General features: G+C 75.2%; 12 protein-coding genes. 5 read left to right on the top strand and 7 right to left on the bottom strand.

The annotated features are described in order from the left end of the window. Nucleotides 1-46: 46 nt before the first annotated feature. Complete coding sequence (locus ABEB00_RS27090) at nucleotides 47-2116, top strand: hypothetical protein (RefSeq protein WP_345622984.1); 2070 nt, start codon at nucleotides 47-49, stop codon at nucleotides 2114-2116. Here ABEB00_RS27090 and ABEB00_RS27085 read toward each other — a convergent pair. From ABEB00_RS27085 to ABEB00_RS27075, 3 genes are all read right to left on the bottom strand, one after another. Continuing rightward, a complete protein-coding gene (locus ABEB00_RS27085) occupies nucleotides 2113-2400 on the bottom strand; it encodes a hypothetical protein (RefSeq protein WP_345622983.1) in 288 nt (95 codons plus the stop codon). The genes ABEB00_RS27090 and ABEB00_RS27085 overlap by 4 nt on opposite strands. Nucleotides 2401-2480: 80 nt before the next feature. Further along, nucleotides 2481-3557 carry an esterase-like activity of phytase family protein gene (locus ABEB00_RS27080; protein WP_345622982.1) on the bottom strand — a complete coding sequence of 359 codons (1077 nt, stop codon included), beginning with the start codon at nucleotides 3555-3557 and terminating at the stop codon, nucleotides 2481-2483. Nucleotides 3558-3576: 19 nt separating this feature from the next. Continuing rightward, a complete protein-coding gene (locus tag ABEB00_RS27075) occupies nucleotides 3577-5634 on the bottom strand; it encodes a cysteine/serine endopeptidase inhibitor (protein ID WP_345622981.1) in 2058 nt (685 codons plus the stop codon). A gap of 433 nt (nucleotides 5635-6067) precedes the next feature. On the opposite strand from ABEB00_RS27075, the gene ABEB00_RS27070 reads away from it, so the two are divergent. Together ABEB00_RS27070 and ABEB00_RS27065 are read left to right on the top strand one after the other, a co-directional pair. Continuing rightward, a complete protein-coding gene (locus ABEB00_RS27070; RefSeq protein ID WP_345622980.1) occupies nucleotides 6068-9619 on the top strand; it encodes a hypothetical protein in 3552 nt (1183 codons plus the stop codon). Nucleotides 9620-9673: 54 nt separating this feature from the next. Next, nucleotides 9674-11089 (top strand): hypothetical protein, encoded by a 1416-nt coding sequence (locus tag ABEB00_RS27065; protein WP_345622979.1) that lies wholly within the window; start codon nucleotides 9674-9676, stop codon nucleotides 11087-11089. Here the strand turns inward: ABEB00_RS27065 and ABEB00_RS27060 are convergent. From ABEB00_RS27060 to ABEB00_RS27045, 4 genes are all read right to left on the bottom strand, one after another. After that, nucleotides 11070-13373 carry a hypothetical protein gene (locus ABEB00_RS27060; RefSeq protein ID WP_345622978.1) on the bottom strand — a complete coding sequence of 768 codons (2304 nt, stop codon included), beginning with the start codon at nucleotides 13371-13373 and terminating at the stop codon, nucleotides 11070-11072. The genes ABEB00_RS27065 and ABEB00_RS27060 overlap by 20 nt on opposite strands. 259 nt (nucleotides 13374-13632) lie before the next feature. After that, on the bottom strand, nucleotides 13633-15327 hold the full coding sequence (locus tag ABEB00_RS27055) for an ArnT family glycosyltransferase (RefSeq protein WP_345622977.1): 1695 nt from the start codon (nucleotides 15325-15327) through the stop codon (nucleotides 13633-13635). Next, the gene (locus tag ABEB00_RS27050) at nucleotides 15324-16328 is read right to left on the bottom strand and encodes a glycoside hydrolase family 26 protein (protein WP_345622976.1); all 1005 of its coding nucleotides are present in this window, start codon (nucleotides 16326-16328) and stop codon (nucleotides 15324-15326) included. Before ABEB00_RS27050 ends, ABEB00_RS27055 begins: the two co-directional genes overlap by 4 nt. Further along, nucleotides 16325-18070, bottom strand: coding sequence for a glycosyltransferase family 2 protein (locus tag ABEB00_RS27045; RefSeq protein ID WP_345622975.1), 1746 nt, complete (start codon nucleotides 18068-18070; stop codon nucleotides 16325-16327). Before ABEB00_RS27045 ends, ABEB00_RS27050 begins: the two co-directional genes overlap by 4 nt. A 341-nt stretch (nucleotides 18071-18411) precedes the next feature. Here ABEB00_RS27045 and ABEB00_RS27040 point away from each other — a divergent pair, with 341 nt between their 5' ends. Together ABEB00_RS27040 and ABEB00_RS27035 are read left to right on the top strand one after the other, a co-directional pair. After that, nucleotides 18412-18867 (top strand): YbaB/EbfC family nucleoid-associated protein, encoded by a 456-nt coding sequence (locus tag ABEB00_RS27040; protein WP_345622974.1) that lies wholly within the window; start codon nucleotides 18412-18414, stop codon nucleotides 18865-18867. A 97-nt stretch (nucleotides 18868-18964) separates the two neighbouring features. Then, on the top strand, nucleotides 18965-19321 hold a 357-nt coding region (locus ABEB00_RS27035), incomplete at its 3' end, for a hypothetical protein (RefSeq protein WP_345622973.1).

Raw genomic sequence — 19321 nt, 5'->3', positions numbered from 1 at the left:
GCACCCGTTCCGGACCGGGAGACACGTCCCCACGGAGAAGCAGGACATGAGCGGCACTCGAACAGGAGCGGAAACGATCCGGCGCCCGGCGGCCGCCGCCGGGCGGAGCACGGCCGAGGACGGGATCAGAGCCCACCGAGCGGGCACGGCATGGCTGATCGCCCCCGCCGGGCCGGTGGACGAGCGGGCGCTGGCGTTCGCCGCCGGCCTCGCGCCCGACCCCGAGTGCACCGTCCTGGTGGTCGATCTGCCCGACGGGGCGGACGACGACACCGTCGACCGGGTGGCCCGCGCGGTCCCCGCCGGGCGCGACGGCCTGCGGGTGGTGTTCGGCCGGCCGCCCCGCCGCGAGACCGCGCAGGTGGCCAGGCGGCTCGCCGACCACCTGGGCCGGACGGTGATCGCGGCGGCCGGCACCCCGCAGCCGATCCCCGGCGGCGGACTGTTCATCCCCCCCGAACGCGGCCCCGGGTGGATCCGCTGCGCACCCGGAGCACTCGGGACCCACGACTCCAGGACCTTCCCCAGACTCCCGTGGGCCGCCGCCCTCCCCGACCGGCCCTGGTCCCTCGGCGGGACCGTGGCGGAGCCGCTGCCCGCGGGCGTCTGGCTGCACGCGGCTCAGGAGAACCCGGCCAGGACCGCACACCGGTCGGCCCTGCGCGGCCGTACGGCGGTGTCCCCCGAGTCGGTCACCGTGGTGATCGGCGTGCCCGGGGAGCCGGCGCTGCCGGTGGCGGACATCGCCCGGTTCTGGCAGCAACTGCCCCCGCCCCTGCGCCCGGCGGTGCGGTTCGCGAGTTACGGCCCCGGGCGCCTGAGCGGAGGAAGACACCTCGCAGACGTACTCGCCCAGGTGCTCGGCGAACCCGTGCGCATGCTGAGCGGCCTGCCCCGGGGCGCGGGCGGCTCGGCCGGCTCCGAGGGTCCCGAGGGTTCCGACGCCGGTTCCGGCGAGGTGCTGCTGGTCCGGGACGACGGCACACCGGGCCGGCCGCTGCGGGCGCGCGAGTTCGTCCACCCGCCGCCCAGCGACACGGTGGGCGCGCCGCCCGTCCCGTACGCGGCGGTCCACCGGTGGCCGCTCGGCGACCTGCCGGAGATCCGTCCCGGCACCCACCGCCTCGCCGACGGCGTGGTCGTCGAGGTGGTGCCCAGCGGCCTGTGGGTGCGCCTCGCGCCGGACCCCGCGCACGCCGCCGAGGTACGGTCCGCCGACCCGGACCCGGAACGGGAACGCGTCCTGTGCGACGCCGGGTCCGAGGAGGACCTGCCCCGGCTTCGGCAGCTCGCCCAGGACCTGGTCCGCACCTTCCCGTCCGACCTGCGCCGGACGGTACGGGTGGGTGTCTGCCGCCCCGCGGCCCCGCTCGGCCGCCCCGCACCGGTCGTCCCCGCGCCGGGCCCCGGCTCCCCCCGCCCGGCAGCGGGCCCCCTCACCACCGCCGCCGCGGCGCCCCGGCCGCAGCCCGGCGCGCCCGGCCCGCCCGCCACTTCGGCCGGCGGGCACCTGGGGCTGCTCTCCCTCGCGGCCGAGATCCTGCGCAGGCACCCCGGTCTCGCCGGGGCCGACCCGCACCCGGACGCCCCCGCCGAACTCGCCGCCGTACTGCGGCGACTGGCGGGCGGCGGACCGGACGGGACGGCGGCACCCGGGGTCCCCGACGAACTGCTGCGCGGCGGGCTGCGGATGCTCCCCGTCCACCAAGGGGCGACAGGGCTGCGCACGACGCTCGACGAGCCGATGCGGCAGTGGTACGCCGGCCGGCCGGTCGTGACCGACCCGAACGCGTGCGAGGCGTCGACCCTGGGCCCCGGCGACGAACCGGGCAACACCGACTTCCTCATCTGGTCCGCCGACGGCCGCCGTACCGACCTGCTCGACCCGCTCTGCCCGGACCGGGTGCTGTTCCTGCCCGGCTCCCGGTTCCGGGTGCTCGACGTCGACTCCGCCGTCCCCGGCGTCGTCATGATGCGCGAGACCGGCCCGCACGCGACACCGGCCGACGAGCGACTGGACCGGGCGGCGGTGCGCGAACTGACCCGGGCCTGGCACGCATGGCACCCGGACCCGCACCGGAACCCGGACCCGGCCTCGCGGGCGCAGGTCCCCTAGCCAGCGGCCGCCGGCCCGCACCCCGGGGCCGCCGCCCGCTCCGCGCGCACGGCGCTCAGCCGGCGGGCGAACTCGGTGGCGAGGTGCTGGTAGGGGCCGGGGACGCTGGTCCCGTCGGGCTTTAGGCGCGGGTAGAACCCGCTGCGGGGCACTCCCGCCTCGTCGGCCAGCGTCTTCAGGCCGGACCGCGGGTCCTCGCCGAGGCAGCCCGACAGGATGCGTTCCATGGCGTCCCGGACGGCCCGCTCGTTACGGGTACGGGTGTGCGCGCTGATGCGGCCCATCAGGTTCCTCCTCCGTGCGTGAGCGAGGACGACGGGCCCGCCGCGAGGGTCGCGGCGGGCCCGTCGTCCTGGCCGTCGTCTCAGCGACGCGGCAACCGCGTCGTCAGCGAGTAGAGCCGGGTCTTCTGGCCGGCGCTCTGGTTGTCGTCGCTGACCATGAGCAGCCGCAGGCGCCCGTCCCGGGTGCGGCCCGTCACCGTGACGCCCTCGATGTTGTCCAGCAGCGGATTGGGCTGCGGCTGGGCGCTGGTGGCCCCCAGCGAGGGGCAGTCGGCGACATCGGCCAGCAGCGTCTTGCGCGCGAACCGGACGCCCGAGGCACCGTCGACCCGCGCCACGCCGCCGACGTCGGAGGCGTGCCGCAGATCCACGAGCTGGAGCCGCACCGTGTTGCCCACCCCCGCCGTGAAGCCGCGCTCCACGACGAGCAGGCGGCCGTCCGGGGTCGCCGTGATGTCGGAGACGGTCAGACCGGCGTCGGCCCGGACCGCGTACTGCCGGGCCGGGCGGAACCCGCCGTGCGCCGACCCGCGGGTCCAGGTCTGCAGCCGCCGGACGTCGGCCCCGTCGCCCGTGAGGGCGCCCTCCATGGAGGCCACCAGGGTGCGGTCGCCGGGGAGCAGGGCGAGCCCTTCGAAGGTCTGGTTGCGCACCGCCCGCCCCGCGGGGGCGACCCGCAGGGCGTCCGGCGCGGCGAGCCGGCCGAGGAAGGCACCGGACCGGCTGAAGCGCGCGACGGACGGCTCCGTCTCGGACGCCACCAGCCGGGTGCCGTCCCGGTCCACCGCGACGGCCTCGGAATCCAGGGGCAGGCCCTGCCCGTCGGCCAGCGCCTGGACGGACTCCACGCGCCGGGCCCCGGCGTCGAGCGTGAACAGGTGCGACTCGTCGGCGACGGCCAGCAGCCGGTGGTCGCGGTCGACGGCCAACCCGGAGATCTCCGCCACCGGCACGCCGCCGAAGACGGTCTTGTCGAGCGTGTCGGAGAACCGCTGGATGTCCGTCGAGGGCGAGCAGGCGGCACGGCCGGTGGCAGCACCGGTCACACCGGTCACGCCGGACGTACCGGTCGACGCGAGGGCCGGGGTGGCGGTGGCGGCGGGGCAGGACAGGGCCGCCAGGGTGGCGGCGGCGAGAACAAGCGCACGCAGGCGCACGGTGTCAGTCTCCTCGGTCTCAGTTGTCGTACAGCTCGGTGCACTTGCCGTTGTCGAACAGGGCGCCCTTGACGACCGGCAGGTCGTCGGCGGGGTCCTGCACGGCGGTGGTCAGGCCGGTGAGGGTGCCGGTGCAGTCCTGGACGGCGTCCTCGTCGTCGCCTTCGGCGCCGCCGACGTACATGTCGAGCCAGGTCGTCGCGCCCTCGGGTGCGGTGTCCAGGCTGTGGCAGGGCCCGTTCTGCGGGCTGCCGCCGTCACCGCAGGCGTCCTCGACGATGAAGTACCGCCGTACCTTCGGAATGTAGAACCGGGTCCCGGCGGGGTAGTCCAGGGTGTCCTTGCCGCCCTCGTTGCTGTGGCCGACGGCGACGGTGATCGGGTCGGCGTAGGTGCCGGTGCCGCCGGCCTGCTGGTGGACGACCGGGTCGGAGATCTGCGCGCTGCCCCGGGGGGTGTTGTCGAACCAGGTGTAGCCCGTGGTGAACGCGTTCTCGATCGTCTTGCCGGAGGTGGCCGCGACCCCGCCCATCCGCATGCTCCCGGTGGTGGTGTCGGGGCTCGCGGGGACCATGGCGTCGCGCAGCGTGGCCGGTTCCTCCTCGGGCGACTCGGTGGCCGTCGGGCTCGACGAGGGCCCGCTCGGCACGGCCAGGGGGGCGGTACCGCCGGGGGCGGTGGTGTTGACGGTGTTGAAGGTCTTCAGGAACTGGTACGGCTCCTGCTCGGTGCCGCTGCAGTCCTCGGAGAGGGTGCCGGCGCTGGGGCAGGCCTTGTCCCGGCCGGCCGCCCAGAACGACAACTGCTGGATGCCCTTGTCGACGGCGAACTTCGCGAGCAGCTCGGCGTCGGCGGTCGTGAAGGTCTCACCCGGGGTGTCGTTCACCCCGATCATCGGCGTGTTGCCCTGCGCCGCCCACAGTTCCTGCTCCGACTTGGCCGGCCAGATCTGCCCCAACTGCCCGTGCAGACCGGTCGCCGCGTCGATCGCGGCCTGCCCCATGTCCGCCACCGCGCCGCCGTAGTCCATCGTCATGATGTTCACCAGCGACACCCGCAGCCCGGCGCTCTCCGCGTCCTGCAGCAACGCGACCCCGTCGGCCTCCAGGCCCTTGCGGCCGGACGGCAGCGTGTACTGCACGTCCAGCCGGCCGCCGGCCGACTCGATCTCCTTCTGCAGCCCGGCCAGCGCCTGGTTACGACGCTGCACCGACGCCTTGTCCGCCAGCCCGGCGCCCTCGATGTCGAAGTCCACCCGCGACAGACCGAACGCGTCCACGACCGACCGGTACTGCTCCCGCAGCGCCTCCACCGAGTCGCACGCCTGGCCCAGTTCCGTACCCGAGGCGCCGCCGAACGACGCGATCACCTCACCGCCCGAACCGCGCAGCCCCGTCACCGCGGCCAGCCAGCCCTCGTCCGTGACGGGGGTGTTGCCGTTGAGCGTGGCCTTGCAGCCGCCGCCGTCCAGCACGAACGCCAGCGTCGCGTACTTCAGGCCCGCCGCACGCGCCTCCTCCAGCGCGGACGGCGAGTTCCACGTCTCCACGTACGGCGCGGCATAGCGGGTGGGGAAGCCCATGCCGGTGTGCGGGCCGGCCGGGGCGGTTCCGCCGGAGGGCGTGGCCGCGGGAGTGAGGTCGCTGCCGTCCGCGGTGACGAACTTCCAGGTGATGCCCTTGACGAGCCCCTTGTCCAGGGGCGCGAGCTGCTCGAACGCGGGCTGGCTGAGGTCCAGGTGACCGGAGTCGCAGGACGGGCACATGTCCTTGACCGGCACGGTGATCGTCTTGCCCTCGTACGACACCTTGACGGAGACGCCGTCGCACAGCGGGTCCTCGTTGGGGTTGGCGGACGTCCACCACTCGTGGGACACCGCGACGAGCTCCTCGGAGGCCGCGTCCACCTGGGTGCCGCAGGCGCCGGCCCCACTGTCGTTGTAGTACGTCATCTGGCCGGAGATCTCCTGGCCGTCGACCGAGTTGTCGGCCAGCGCCAGGGAAACACCGCCCAGAGTGACGGCCACCAGGGCGACTGCGCCGCCCGCGATGACCCGGTTCCGGTTCCGGATGGACACGATCGCTCCTGGTCGGTCTTTTGAGGTGTGAGGTTCGGGTGTGAAGTTCGGGTGTGAAGTTCGAGGTGTGCAGTTCGAGGTGTGAGGTTCGATGTTTGAGATCGACTCGCGGCGATCATGGAAGATCAGGGGCGGACCCGGTGCCGAACGGACGCCCGTGTGCCCGGCGAGGCACTCACTTCGCCTCTTCGGCCACGCGGCCGGCGGCGGCCGGGGCCCGAGGCCGGCCGCGCGCCGCCGGCCCGCTGTCGACTCGTGCACGAAGCGCCGTACAAAAGTGCACGACCCGGCCGCCCCGCTTGTGGGCCGCCGGGTGCCTCTGCTGCGATGACGAGGTGACGGCGAGCGGTGGGAAGGTCATGAGCGAGACTGCTGACCGGCTCACACTCGCTGAGCGGTCCGACAGTGCCGCCCGCGCTGCGGGCGGCGCCGCGTGAGTCGGCGCAACGGAGGTTTCAACCCCCTGCGCACGCTTGCCGCCCGGCTCGGCGGTGCCTCCGGCCAGGACGGCTACGGACCCGTCCGGCTGCTCGGCTCCGACGCCGAGGAGACGGCGGACCTCGCCGCCACGGCCGACGCCCTGCGGCTGGCCGGACCGGAGCAGGCGACCGTGGTGGTCGGCGCGGGCGTCGACGGTTCCCGGGGCAGGTGGAAGCAGCTCGCGCCGGTCCTGGACGGTTTCCGCAAGACCGGTGTCACCTCCGTACGTCTGGTGTGGGCGGGGGCCGGAGCCGACCGGCCGGGCCGGCCCGCCGTGGCCCGACGCGTCAGCCAGGAGTGGCAGGTGGAGGTCGTCGCCCCCGCCGGGCCCGTCGTGGTCGCACCCGGCGGCTCCCTCTTCGCCCCGGCCGCACCCGACGGCACCGGCGGCTGGTGGCGGTTCACCCCCGGCCTCGACCGGCCGCGGCCCCTGGGCCTGCGCCACCCCGTGCCGAACTGGGAGGACGCGGCGGCCCACCTGACCGCCGACGCCGTCGCGGACCACGTCGTCGAGTCCGTACCCGCGGGCGTACTGATCCGGCGGCCGGGCCCGCTGACCGAGGCCGCGCGGGCCGTCGCCGCCTCCCTGCCGGTGGACGAACACCGGCTCGCCGTCGTCGTCGGCGCTCCCGGCACGCCCCCGGTGACCGGCCCGGCGCTGGCCGCGCTGCTGAACCTGCTGCCCTCCCGGGCCCGCGCCGCCGTCCGGCTGGTCCCAGGCGACGGGCGGGACCTGCTGGCCACCGGGCAGGAGACCGCGGAACTGCTCGGCGCCGAGGTGGAGGTGGTCAGCGGGGTACCGGCCCTGCTGGAGTCGGCCGACGGCACGGTGGCGGAGACGGCCGTGGTACTGATCGGAGCGGACGGCGAACCGTCGTGGCGGCCCTACGCCGAAGCGGTCGCCTGCCTCCCGGCGCAGGACGGCCGGACCCCGGTGCCGCGCGTCGTGCAGTGGCGGCCGCCCGTCGCCGGGCTGCCCGCCGCCTCCGAGAACGGGGCGCTGCTGCTGGACGACGAGTGGCAGGTCGTCGTCACCCGCGCGGGCCTGTGGGTGGGGCCCCGGGACGACCCGCGGCCCGGCACGGCCGGGTGGGAGCTGGACCCCGAGACGATGGTGGTCGACGTCGGCGCGCCCGGCCGGCCGCTGGACGACGGCCTGTGGCCGGTGCTCGACGCGTTCCTGGGCGAACTGGAACCCGCGGGCGGTGAGCGCAGGACGCTCCACGTCCTGGGGACCTGCGGCGCGCAGGGGCGGCGGCACCTGCGCCGGGTCACCGAACGCCGCGGTCTCGCGCTCGTGTACGACGGGGAGACGGGTGCCGTCGGCGAGGAGGCGGAGCCGGCCGGCCGGGACGGCGCGCAGACGCGGGCGGCCGGGTCCGCGCCGGGCAGGACGGAGCCCGCGGGTCCGTCCGCGTCGCAGCCGGACGTCCCCGCGGAGGCGCCCTGGCACGCCTCGCCGATGAGCGTACGCATCCGCCACGTCGCGGCCCCGCCCCCGGCGGGGGCGGACAGCCCGACGCTGACCTCACCGTCGCCGTCCGGCGGCGCCACGTCGTCCGGCCCGGCGCGGGGTGGCTCCGCCGGGTCCCTCGGCGTGACGTCGGGCGGGGCCACGGGGTCCGCCGGGGTGCCGTCCGGCAGGGGCATGGGGGCCACCGGGGGGCCGGCCGGCGGCTCGGGGGCGGCGCCGGGTGGCCGCGCCGCGTCCTCCCCGTCGGCCTGGGGCGATACTCCGGCGACTTCCGTGCCGGTGTCGGGTGGACCTGGGGTGACCTCCTCGTCGGGGGCGGGTGGTTTCGGGGTGGCTTCGGGGGCGGGTGGTTCTGGGGCGGCTTCCGTGTCGGGGGCGGGTGGTTCCGCGGCGGCCTTTCCGTCGGCTCCGGGTGGTTCCGGGGGGTCCTCCACGGCAGGAGCCGGCGGTGCTGACGGGCTCGGGCCGGCGGCTGTCGGCGGTGCGGTGGTGAACGCGTCGGGTGGCGTCGGCGGTTCGGTCACGCCGCCCGGCTCCCGGGTGCGGAGCGCGGTGCCGCCGGGGTTCGCGGAGGCGTTCGCGGCGACCCGTCCGGCGGGCAGCCCGGCCGGCCGCCCCGTATCCGCGTCCTGGCGGACTCAGCGGGCGGCGCCGACCGGGGGGCCGACCGCCCTCTCCGCCACCGGGCAGGCCGTCACGGCGGGCGGCGGCGCCCCGGGGGCTCCGGCCGCACCCGCCGTACCGGTCCCGGTGGCGACGCCACCGCCATCGGCCGGCCTCCCCCCGGTGGCGGGCCCGGGACACCCGCCCGTGCCTCCCGCGCCGGCGACGTACGGGGGAGGCCCGCCTGTCTCCCACGCTCCGGTGGTGGGCCCGGGGCTGCCGCCCGTGCCTCCCGCGTCGGTCACCGGCCCGGGGCTGCCGCCCGTGCCTCCCGCGCCGGGTTCGGGGCATCCGTCCGTGCCTGCTGCCCCGGGCGCGGGCGTGGGGCGCCCGGCTGGGCCTCCGGCTCCGGCTCCGGCGGCGGTGCACGGGGGAGGTTCGCCCCTCGCTCCCGCCGCGGTGGCGGGGCCCCGGGGTCCGGCCGTGTCTCCGGTTCGGGGGACGGCACCGGGGCATCCGCCGGTGCTCCCCGCTCAGATGACCGGACCGGCCGGGTCGGCCGGGTCTTCCGCGCCGGTCGGGGGGCCGCGACTGCCGCCCGTGCCCGGCCGGGTGGCCGCCGGGGAGGCCAGGGCGCCCGGCGCCGCTCCGGTGCGGGTCGGGCCGTTGCACCGCAGCGGTGTCGCCGAGCGGCAGGCGTTGCGGGGGCTCGCCGGTGAGCAGTGGTGGCAGCAGCAGGCCGCGGTCACCCGCACGTTGACCGTGATGCCGGGGCTGCGCGTCCCCGGGCAGGACGAGGCCGTGCTCGCCGATCTCATCGCCGTACGTTCCTTCCTGAGCCTCGACGACGGGCCCCTCAGTTGGAGCTGGCTGGAGTGGCGACTGGCGTCCGGTTCCGACGACGCCCACCCGTTCCTGGCCTGTCTGGCGTCCGGGCTGCGACGGCTGCCGTCGTACCGGGGCGTCGTCGTCCGCGACGCGGGCGCGCTCCCGCCGGGGGCGCGGACACCGGCGCCCGGCGGGGAACTGCACGCGCCGGGACCGGTCGCCACGTACGAGCTGGAGCACGCACCCCCGTCGGGGACCCACCGGTACCTGATCTGGTCGGTGACCGGCCGACGCGTGCGCAGTCTGTACACCGCTCCCGGGGCGGGCAGTGCCGAGGAGGTCGTCTTCGCTCCCGGAACCCGTTTCCGGGTCCTCGGCACCCACGGCGGCCCGGACGCGACGACCGTACTGCTGCGCGAGGTGGCCGACGCCGAGACGGCCGCCCGCGCCGGCGAACAGGACGCCCAGGACCGGGGCACCCTGGCCCAACTGACGCAGGCGGCGGACCGGAGCCCGGCGGGCGGGGCCACCGCCCCGTGGCCGCCCCGGCTGACCGGACCGCCGGCCATCCGCTTCCCGGACAGAGGCATCGGCACCTGACACCCCGGCCGGCCTCGCCGGGCCGGCCCCCATCCCACCGCGAAGGAGAAGAACATGTCCGCTGAGCGCAGGACGCCGCGGCGCGGCACCGCACCGGAGGCCACCGACCAGTTGAGGATGCGGCGGGCGGTCGTCCTGTCCGCCCCGGCCGCCGAGGAGCCCGTCGCACGACCGACGCGGCGCACCGAGCCGCGGCCCGGCCTGCTGGAGTGGCACGGCCGACAGCGGCCCGAGGGACCGCCGGGCGGCGGCGCGGACGACGCGGGCGAGGAGGGCACCGAACCCACCACCAGCACCAGGTCCGGCCATCGGCCGCTGCTCGCCGCGGCGGCGGTGGCCGGGGCCGTCCTGGTGGCGCTGCCGCTGGCCCTGAACAGCAACGACAGCGACAACGAGGTCGACTACGAGGCCTCGGGCCGCGAGAGCGCCTCCCCGGGGAACACGAGCCCGAACTTCACCCTCGACGTCCCGACCCCCCAGCCTTCGCAGGAGTCCACCGCCGGCAGTGCCCGGCCCGACCGGACGCCCGAGCCCCGGGCCTCCTCGTCCTCCTCGCCCGACCCGGACTCGACCATTCCCGTCTCGCCCCGCAAGACCTACCAGGGCCCCGGCATCCGCGCCCCGCACCCCGCCGCGGGCACCTCGTCCTCCCGCCAGGGCACGGGGTCCTCCGAGGAGAGCACCCGCCGGGCCGAAGCGCCGTCCACCACCTCCAGCGACCGTGACCGTGACCGTGACCGGGTGACGATCGCGCGCGAGGAGTCGCCGGCGGAGTCGGACACCGCGGAGGACTCGGACGCCCCGGCGGCCGTCACCCCCGTACCGCTGTCCGCCCGTACGACGCAGCCGGACACCGCCGTCGCGCTCCTCGCGAGCCCGGACGAGACCCCGGACGCGCAGGAACCCGAGAAAGCCGAAGAACCCGAAGAGACCCCGGCCCCGGTCGCCCAGGCCGCCCAGGTCACCGAGGAGGCGACGACGCCCGAGGCGACGTCCGACCCCGCCGCCCGGACCCTGACGCCCGACCCGGGAGACCCGGGCGACCCGGCGGCGCAGACCATACAGACCACCCGGACCACCCAGACCGGCACCGAGGCCACCGAGGCCACCGAGGCGGGCACCGAAGCCCCCGAGGCGCAGGGCGACACGGTCGTACAGGCGACCCGGGTGCTGGAGATCGGCCAGTCGGTCGAGTCGGAGCGGGCCGTCCTGTCCATGCGGGAGGACGGCAACCTGGTGGTCACCGACGAGAGCGGCACGGTCCGCTGGTCCTCGCACACCGAGGGCAAGGGGCACAAGGCGGTCTTCCAGGCCGACGGGCACCTCGTCGTCTACACGGCGGACGACCAGACGGCCTGGTCCTCCGGGACCGCGGGGCACGACGGCGCCGAACTGGTGCTGCAGAGCGACGGGGACGTGGTGATCCAGCAGGACGGCACCGTCCTGTGGGTCAGCGGAACCGCCCACTGAGCGCGACCGGCCGGGCCGCGACCGGGAACCGTCCCGGCGCGGCGGCCGGTCCGGGCGGACCGGCGAACGGGTCCGGCGCCGGATCGCGTACGACGCCGCTCTCCTCGTCCGCCCGCCACACCCGCAGGGCCTCCTCGAACTCGCGCGGCGCGGATCGCCCGCGGCGGTCGGCGACGGCCGGTATTTCGCTCAGCAGCACGACGACGCGCTCGCCCGGCCGGTCCCGTACCTCCACGACCTCGAACCGGGTGCCCGGCGGGAACAGCACCCGGTCCGGCCGTTCGGGCTCCAGCAGCGCCGTGCGGCGACCGGTGACCGAGCGGATGAGGATGTCGGCGTTGCCCGGTCTGCCGGGGTTGCCGGTGAGGGACGCCGCGAACACGCGGTGCGTGACCACCTCGCCCCGCGCCTCGTACCAGCCGGTCCACGACCGGTCCAGGTCGGTGCGGACCGCCACCACGCCCCGGTGGACGGGCAGCAGGGCCAGGCCGGCCAGCGCCGGGCCGTCGACCGGCGGCGGGCCCGCGCCGGGGCGCCCTTCCTCCAGCCCGGCGTGCCACCCGTGCACGGTGAGCTGGAGGCGGACGGCGACGAGCCCGGCCAGGGCGGCCTCGGGCGGCAGGTCCCCGCTCAGCCCGGGGTCGTGCCGCAGCGCCATGGCGACGACGGCCGCGTCCTTCGGGGAACCCGCCCCCGGACGGGGCCCGGCGGGGGTGGCGGGCAGAGCCCGGCCGGGTTCGCGGACCGCGACCGCGGTCGAGGGGCCGTCGACCGCGACCACCCGGCCCGAGTCGTCACGGCCCACGTCATCACCGCCTTGAACAGCGCCGACCTGGGCCGTCATGCCGCCACCGCCACCGCCACCGTCACCGGCCGCCGGGGCCACGGCGGCCTCGTCGGCCGGGGCGCCCCACGGGCGGGCGGCCGTCAGTACGCGGACCAGCAGGCCGCTCTCGGCGGGCAGGCGCCGGACGACGTCCTCGGCCAGCCGTTGCAGCCGGGGCAGTTCTCCCGGCACGCTGTCGTCGCACAGGATCAGCTCGTGGTGCGGGTCGGCGGGCGCGGCGCGTACCGCCTCGGCGTGCGCCGGTTCGACGGAGGGGCGGATCCACAGGCCCCAGGGAAGCACCTCCAGGGCGACGCTCGGACCGCCCCGGTACAGGCCCTGGCGGAGCATCGGCAGATGACCGAGGGGCCAGCGGTGGTCCACCGCGAGCATCGGGTGGGGCGCGGCCCCGGGTTCCGGCGGGAGGTGGAGGTACTCGCGGGCGAAGACGGGCCGGCCCGGGGTGCCGTCCCCGCCCAGGAGCAGGACCTCGTCGGACGGGGCCCGGCCGACCAGCGGATCGCTGACGGGAAAGCCGTTGTACACATGGACGGGTTCACCGGTCAGCGCGGCGAGGGCCGCGCCGAAGGGGCGGCCCCCGGGCCGGCGCACCGGCCCGTACAGCACGGCGCGCGGCGCGCAGCCGGCGGTCTCCTGGGTGAGGCTCCGCCAGAAGTGGGCGAGGTCCTCCAGCACCGGTTCCGGACCGCCGGGAGCACCGATCACGACGGTGGGCGCGTCGCTCCGGCCGCGCAGCCGGGCGGCCAGGTGACCGCGGTGGCGGTGCCGGCCGGCGTCCTCGCGCACCGGACGTATCCACACCCCGGCGCCCAGCGGTTCGGCCACGGCGGACGGTCCCACCGGCCGGGGCCGGTCCGGCAGGCTCTCGTCCCACCCGGGCCGGGGGAAGCGGCGGGAGACGTACCGGACCTGGCCCTGCGGTGTGCACAGCACCCAGCCCCGGCCGCGGTCGGCGCCGATGAAGAGGGTGCCGCCGGCGGAGGGGCGGACCACGCCGTCCGGGACGACCACGTGGTTCCCCAGCCGCTGCGCCAGCCGGAGCCCCGCGGTGACGGCTCCCCGGTCCGGCGTCCTGCCGAACACCACGCGCAGCCCGCGCGGACCGGTCGGCACCGCGCCCGCCACGGCCTCCTCCACCGCGTCCAGCGGCCATCCGGCCGGCAGGTCGACCACCACCAGGGTGTACTCGGGGTCGGTGGCGAGACCGGCGGCGAACAGCCGTGACTGGCGGTCGGAGCCGAGGGCCGGGTGCACCAGCCAGGTGTGGCCGACCCGCCGCACCGCGAGGCGCGCGGTGTCGGTGCCGGTGGTGTCCGCGGGCCGCCCGGCGGGCGCGTGGTGCTGCTCGACGGGGGGCGGTGCCGGGCGCGTTCTCGACGGCAGCCAGGGCCGCTTCCGGCCGGCGGTACCGCCGCCGTCCCGGTTCTTCGAGGTCAACGCCGGGTGTCCCCGCCGGAAGGAGACGAGGGCCGGGGGTCGGCCGTCCCTGTCGCCTGACTGCGTTTCATCCGCGGTATCTCCGTGGTCGTACTGAGCCCGCTCGTCCGCGCCGCGGTCTGGATCTCGGCGTGACGTCCGGGCCGATGATATAGAAACCGGCCATCGCCGACATTGCCGCCGCCCGGCGGGGAAGTGTCCGTGCCCTTTCGGGCAGGGATCACGGAAGGGCGCCCCCAGCCGGGCGCGTGGCGGTGGGTCAGGAGCCGTGCGCGGCGGGGAGGCGGAGCCAGATCTCGAAGTGCCCGGTGCCCACCGAGGTGCGGTACGTCAGGGCGCTGCCCAGCCGGTACCGGCCGGTGCGGCGCATCTCGTCGCGGATCAGCGCCTGGACGTCACCGGGCTGGTCGGACCAGTCCAGCACCACCCCGTCGAAGTAACCGTCCTCGATCGCCGCCCGGTAGCCCTCCGGACCGCTGAGGTGCTTGTCCTTCCGCCCGGCGTAGTCGATGTAGAAGATCGAGGTCCACAGGGTGTAGTCGGTCAGGCCCTGGTCACTGAGGTAGTAGACGGGCCCCTCGTGCGGCTGCCCCAGCCACTTCTGCCCGGGCCGCACGTTCTTCGCCAGCTCCGGGATCAGATAGGTGGTGTCGGGCCAGACACCGTAGTTCTGCGCCGACTGCGACATGCCGAAGGTGAGGGCGAGCACGCCGACGGCGATGACCGCCTGCGGGAGGCGGAAGTGCGCCCCCATCAGGCGGGTCAGGGCGACCCCCGCCATCGGGGCGGCGAACAGCAGGCCGTACCCGATGTGCTTGTGCAGCGAGATGCTGGTCTGCAGGTGGATCTGGTAGGCGGGGGCCAGCAGCGCGGTGCCGGTGAGGACCGTGCCGAGCGCCAGCCGCCAGTTGCGCACCGGCGCCGCCCACCGCCGGCCGGGGACCTCGCCGAGCCCGGCCCGGCGCGTGTACAGCACCGTGCCCAGGCAGGCCAGGCCGAAGAGCAGCCCGCCCCACCTGACGCAGTCCCAGGCCAGATCGAGAAGGGAGGTGGTGCCGTGCGCCCGCTCGGTCGTGGTGCTCCGGATCGCCTGCAGGTAGTCGGTGCTCAGCAGGGCGATGCCGAGCAGTACCGTCACGCCCGCGGTGAACACCGCGCCGCGCCGCAGGGCCTGACGCGTGCCCAGCCGCCGGTGGGCGACCAGCACCAGCAGCACGGCGAGGGTGGGCAGGTACAGCGCGGAGGCGTACTTCACTCCTACCGCGAAGGCCGCCACCGGCGCCGCGGCCAGCGACAGCGCCCAGTGGCCCGGGGCGACCCGGACGAGGATCCAGGCCGTCAGCGCCAGCAGGAAGATCGACATGGCGTCGTAGGTCGCGAAGTTGCCCAGGAACAGCGTCGACTGGGCGAAGGCGAAGATGCCCGCCGCGCAGAGCGCCGTGCGCTCGTTGAAGAACATGCGGGTGAAGGAGTAGAGCAGGGCGGTGGCGCCCAGCATGAACGCCAGGCTCAGCAGCCGTACCCCGGTCAGCCCCGCGGCGGAGTCCACCCAGGCGGCGAGGACGGGGTAGAGGGCGGGGGAGCCGGAGAAGTAGGTGTCGAAACCGCCGTAGTCGGGGGCGCCGTGGAACAGGTGGTCGATCATGGCGTGCCCGGCGTACACGTACAACGCCTCGTCCTCGAAGGCGGAGTTGTGCAGCCGCAGCGACAAGGTCGCCTGCACCAGCAGCAGACAGGCCAGCAGGACGCGGGCGACCAGGGTGCGGCGGCGGCCGGGCGCGGCCGACCAGCCGGTGTCCGGCATCCGGCCGAGCACCCAGTCCGCCCGGGTGATCTCGTCGAAGGTGTAACCGGGGGCGGGGTGCGGGCCCCGGACCGGCGCCACCCGCAACTGGAGGGTCGACTCGCTGTCGTACCCGCCGGTGGCGGGCCCGCGGTCGTCGGTGGTCGTCATGGGCGCCTCACGTCGAAGCCGAACCGGTCGTCGGCGACGCCGCGGCGGAAGGCCGCCAGCGCCCCGGAGTCGCTGTCGATCCGCCAGTCGGTCCCCTGCCGCGCGTCCCACCAGACGAAGCCGACGACGTCCCGGCGGCCGGTCACGGCACGCAGCAGGTTCTCGACGTCCTTCGGTTTGCGGGCACCGGGCGCCGCCGCGGTCTCCGCGAGCAGCACGGGGGCCCGGGTGAACGCGCGGGCCTCCCGCACGGCGGGGGCGAAGAGCGTGTCGTAGGCGTGCGGGCCGGCCTTGGTGTAGTAGCCGGTCAGGCCCAGCCAGTCGGCGTAGGCGTCACCCGGCCAGTACGGCTTCAGCGGCACCCGGGGCTTCGCGGTCACCGTGGGGCTCCAGGCCCAGACGACGTTCGACACCCCCGTGTCCTGGAAGAGGTCGTGGAGGCGGCGCCACGCGGCGACGAACTCCCGCGGGGAGGCCCCGCCGGTGCCCCACGGACGGCTGTCGTCGTTCATGCCGTGCGCGAAGCTGAGGGCGATCGGCACGTTGAGGTCGCGGACGGCCACGGCGGTGCGCCGCACGTAGTCGTCCTCGCGGCCCTCGGCGATCTCGCGGAGCGTCGGTTCGAACGGCTCCCAGGTGAGGAACGGCAGCATCCGCTGCCGCCACACCGCCTGGACCTGGTCGGTGGGGAAGTCCTCGCCCCAGGCGAAGCGCTGGGACAGCAGGGTGGGCGCCTTCCCGGTCCGCTCGGCCCACAGGCCGAGGAAGCCCGCCGTCACCGGCCGGCCCGCGAAGGAGACTCCCAGGTACTTGCGGTCGCGCTTGGGCCGGATCAGCCAGGTGACGTCGAACGGGACGTAGGGCGCCGTCCGCTGTTCGGAACCCTCCCCGCCGGCGCCGATCGGCGCGGTACGGCTCGGGGCGCAGCCCGCCGACACCGCCGCCGAGGCCGCCGCGGCCAGGGTCCAGCGCAGCGCGTCCCTGCGGGCGACGGCGGTCATACGGAGGCCCTCTCCGGCGCGCCGGCGAACGGCGCGGCGGCACCGGCCGCATCCATCCCGGCCGCGGAGCGCTCGGCCCCGGAGTGTTCGGCCACCGAGTACTCGGCCGCCGATGCCCCGGCGGTGGGCTCCTCGGGGCGGGGAAGGACGACGACGCGGAGCACCGCGGCCGCGTAGAAGAGACCGGAGGCGAGCGGCAGGGCGAAGTCCTCGGGCACCATCGTGGCCATCCGCCACACCGCGGCGCCGACCCACAGCACGGTGACCGGGACGGTCCACGCCCAGATGCCCGTCCACAGGCGCCGGGTGTTGTTCCGGCGGGCGCCGCCCGAGCCGGTGGGCTGCCAGCCCATGGCCCGGCGGCGCAGCACGTCCCAGATGGCGAAGACGTGCGACCAGCTATAGAGGACCCGCGTCGCCCACGCCTCCAGGCGGTACGGGTTGCGGTGCCACAGCGGGTACACCACGACGAGGTAGAGCACACCGGGCAGGAGCAGCCGCATGTCGGTGAACTTCACCTGCTCGGGGAAGAAGAGCAGCAGCACGGAGACGATCAGCGGCCCGGTGAAGACCAGCAGTGCCGTCTCGATGTAGTAGACGAACCCCGAGATGTAGCAGAGGCGGCCGGCGAAGCGCATCGGCACCTTCCAGAAGTTCTCCAGGCTGCCCAGCATGCTCATGGACGCCATGCACCAGCGGTACTGCTGGTTGTAGTACGCGCCGATGGTGTCCGGGCACAGCCCGGTGGCCAGCGCGAGCGGCACGTACCGCAGGTCCCAGCCGCGGGCCCGCAGGTCGAACCCGGTGTGCATGTCCTCGGAGTGCTCGATGAGGCTGGTGCCGCCCACCTCGGCGAGCGCGGTACGCCGGTACACCGCGCAGGAGCCGACGCAGATGGAGCCGTCGCTGCGCTGCCGGGAGACCTGCACCGAGCGGTAGAACAACTCCTGGACGGCGCCCGCGCCGCGCTCGATCCAGTTCTGCTGGTCCAGCACGCGGAAGTACTGCGGGGACTGCACGATGCCGACGTCCTCAGCGGCGTCCATGTACGGCAGGAGTTCCTCCAGCAGGTCGGTGCGCGGGACGAAGTCGGCGTCCAGGATCAGGATGAACTCGGCCTCCGAGCGGGCGAATCCGTAGCGCAGGTTGCCGGCCTTCTTGTACCAGCCGCGGTTGGGCCGCACCAGGTAGCGGAAGCCGAAGTCGTCCGCCATGGCGGCGACCTCCGGACTGTCGGAGTCGTCCAGGACGAGGGGCGAGACCGTCCCCGGGTACGCCTCGACCAGGCGCTGGAGATGGGTCCAGGTGTTGTGCAGCACCTCGATGGGTTCGCCGCACACCGGCAGGAACACGTCGACCGACGGGTACTCGCGCGGCGACCAGGAACGCACCAGCGCGCGGTGCGCCTTGACGTCGAAGTCGGAGGTGAACAGGTCCAGCCGCAGCGAGATCAGGAAACCCAGCGCGGAGAGCAGCAGGACCGGCGCGAACAGCCAGATCCACGGTCCGTGCCGGGCGGAGTCGACCTGGCTGTAGAGGACGCAGACGAAGCCGAGGAACGACAGCGTGGTCAGCAGCCAGGTGCGGCGCACGACGTAGGAGTACTTCTCGTGGTCGTCGGGCGGCGTGGGGAGCAGCCCGTCGGGAGCCGCCGGGCGTCCCGGCCGCCGCTCCGCAAGGCGGTGTGCCCGGTGGGACGGTCGTGCGGACCCGGTGGACAGGAGGACTCGGTGGGCAGCCATGACGTCGGGCTCCAGAGGGCGGCTGGTGGGGATGCTGTCCGCACGCGCCGGACTCGGGTGTCCGCTCGCCGTTCGGCCTGACAGCACGCGGGTCAGGCTAGGGAGCCGCGCGGCGGGCCACTCGCGGACCGTCCGAACGGAGCCTGTTGGTGCACGACTTCTGCACCAAGGTGCGGCCGTCCTTTCGGACAGTGTCGGCGTTCAACCGGGCAGCCCCACGGACCTGCTGTTTTCCCGCACTGCCCGGTTCGTGTTCATTGGGTGCAGTGCGGTGGCGTCGAGCCGGCCGCGCCCCGGAGTGCTCCGGGCGGAAGATCACCGGCCGGAGGAGGAGTGAGCGGATGTCCACGCCGTTCGACGAGCAGATCGAGGAACTGCAGGCGACCTACCGGGCGCAGCTTGAGCAGATCGGTGAGTTGCAGCGCAGGATGCGCGAGGTGTCCGGCACCGCGACGGCCAAGGCGCAGGCGATGAAGGTGACGGTCGGCCCGCAGGGCGAGCTGACCGCGGTGGAGTTCCCCACCAACGCCTACCGGCGGATGACGCCGAAGGAACTGGCCGACCTGGTGGTCTCCACCGTCCAGGAGGCGAGGGCGAAGGCCACCGCCGAACTGGCCCAGGTGATGACACCGCACCTGCCCGAGGGCCTGGACGCCGAGCACCTGCTGCGGGGTACCGCAGACGTGGGCCGGCTGATGCCGCGCGATCCCGCCATGCCGGAAGCGGTACGGGAGTACGTGGACCAGGGCCGCATCTCCCGGGACACCGGGGACGGTCCGAGGATCGCGCACAACTGACCCACTTCGACTCACACCCTGGCTCCGTCGCCCGTCGCCCGTCGCCCGTCGCCCGTCGTCCCCGCCGAACCCGCCTTCCCGCCGAGGAGTGAGAGACATGCCGCAGGAGAACTTGCGCGTCGACACCGACGGACTGCTGAGGGCTGCCGGGGCGCTGGGACCCGTGGCCGAGAGGCTCAGGCTGCTCGCCGAGGGTGTGCAGCATCAGCTCGAAGCCCTGAACGACCCCGCCGGCAACGACAAGTTCGGCCAGCAGTTCAAGGGCAAGCACGACCCTCAGTCGGCCCTTGTCAGAAGCGGTGTGCTGGGTGTGGGTACGGCCGTGACCAACGCCGGACAGGGACTGGAGTCCCTGTCCGACGTCTTCGAGGCGGCGGAGGACGGCGCGAGGAGCACGGCGACGCGGCTCAACGATCAGTTGAATGAGGGTGGCGGGAAGGGCGGCGGGGGGCGC

This window comes from Streptomyces ziwulingensis, from assembly GCF_039542605.1.
GTDB classification, from domain to species: Bacteria; Actinomycetota; Actinomycetes; order Streptomycetales; family Streptomycetaceae; genus Streptomyces; species Streptomyces ziwulingensis.
The sequence above is the reverse complement of the archived record's forward strand: the minus strand, read 5'-3'. Positions and strand labels throughout refer to the sequence as shown.

Excerpts from the sequence above, each read along its gene's own strand:
- ABEB00_RS27050 (WP_345622976.1), bottom strand. The coding sequence starts at position 16,328 with ATGACCGCCGTCGCCCGCAGGGACGCGCTGCGCTGGACCCTGGCCGCG.
- ABEB00_RS27055 (WP_345622977.1), bottom strand. The coding sequence starts at position 15,327 with ATGACGACCACCGACGACCGCGGGCCCGCCACCGGCGGGTACGACAGC.
- ABEB00_RS27045 (WP_345622975.1), bottom strand. The coding sequence starts at position 18,070 with ATGGCTGCCCACCGAGTCCTCCTGTCCACCGGGTCCGCACGACCGTCC.
- ABEB00_RS27065 (WP_345622979.1), top strand. The coding sequence starts at position 9,674 with ATGTCCGCTGAGCGCAGGACGCCGCGGCGCGGCACCGCACCGGAGGCC.
- ABEB00_RS27040 (WP_345622974.1), top strand. The coding sequence starts at position 18,412 with ATGTCCACGCCGTTCGACGAGCAGATCGAGGAACTGCAGGCGACCTAC.
- ABEB00_RS27085 (WP_345622983.1), bottom strand. The coding sequence starts at position 2,400 with ATGGGCCGCATCAGCGCGCACACCCGTACCCGTAACGAGCGGGCCGTC.
- ABEB00_RS27090 (WP_345622984.1), top strand. The coding sequence starts at position 47 with ATGAGCGGCACTCGAACAGGAGCGGAAACGATCCGGCGCCCGGCGGCC.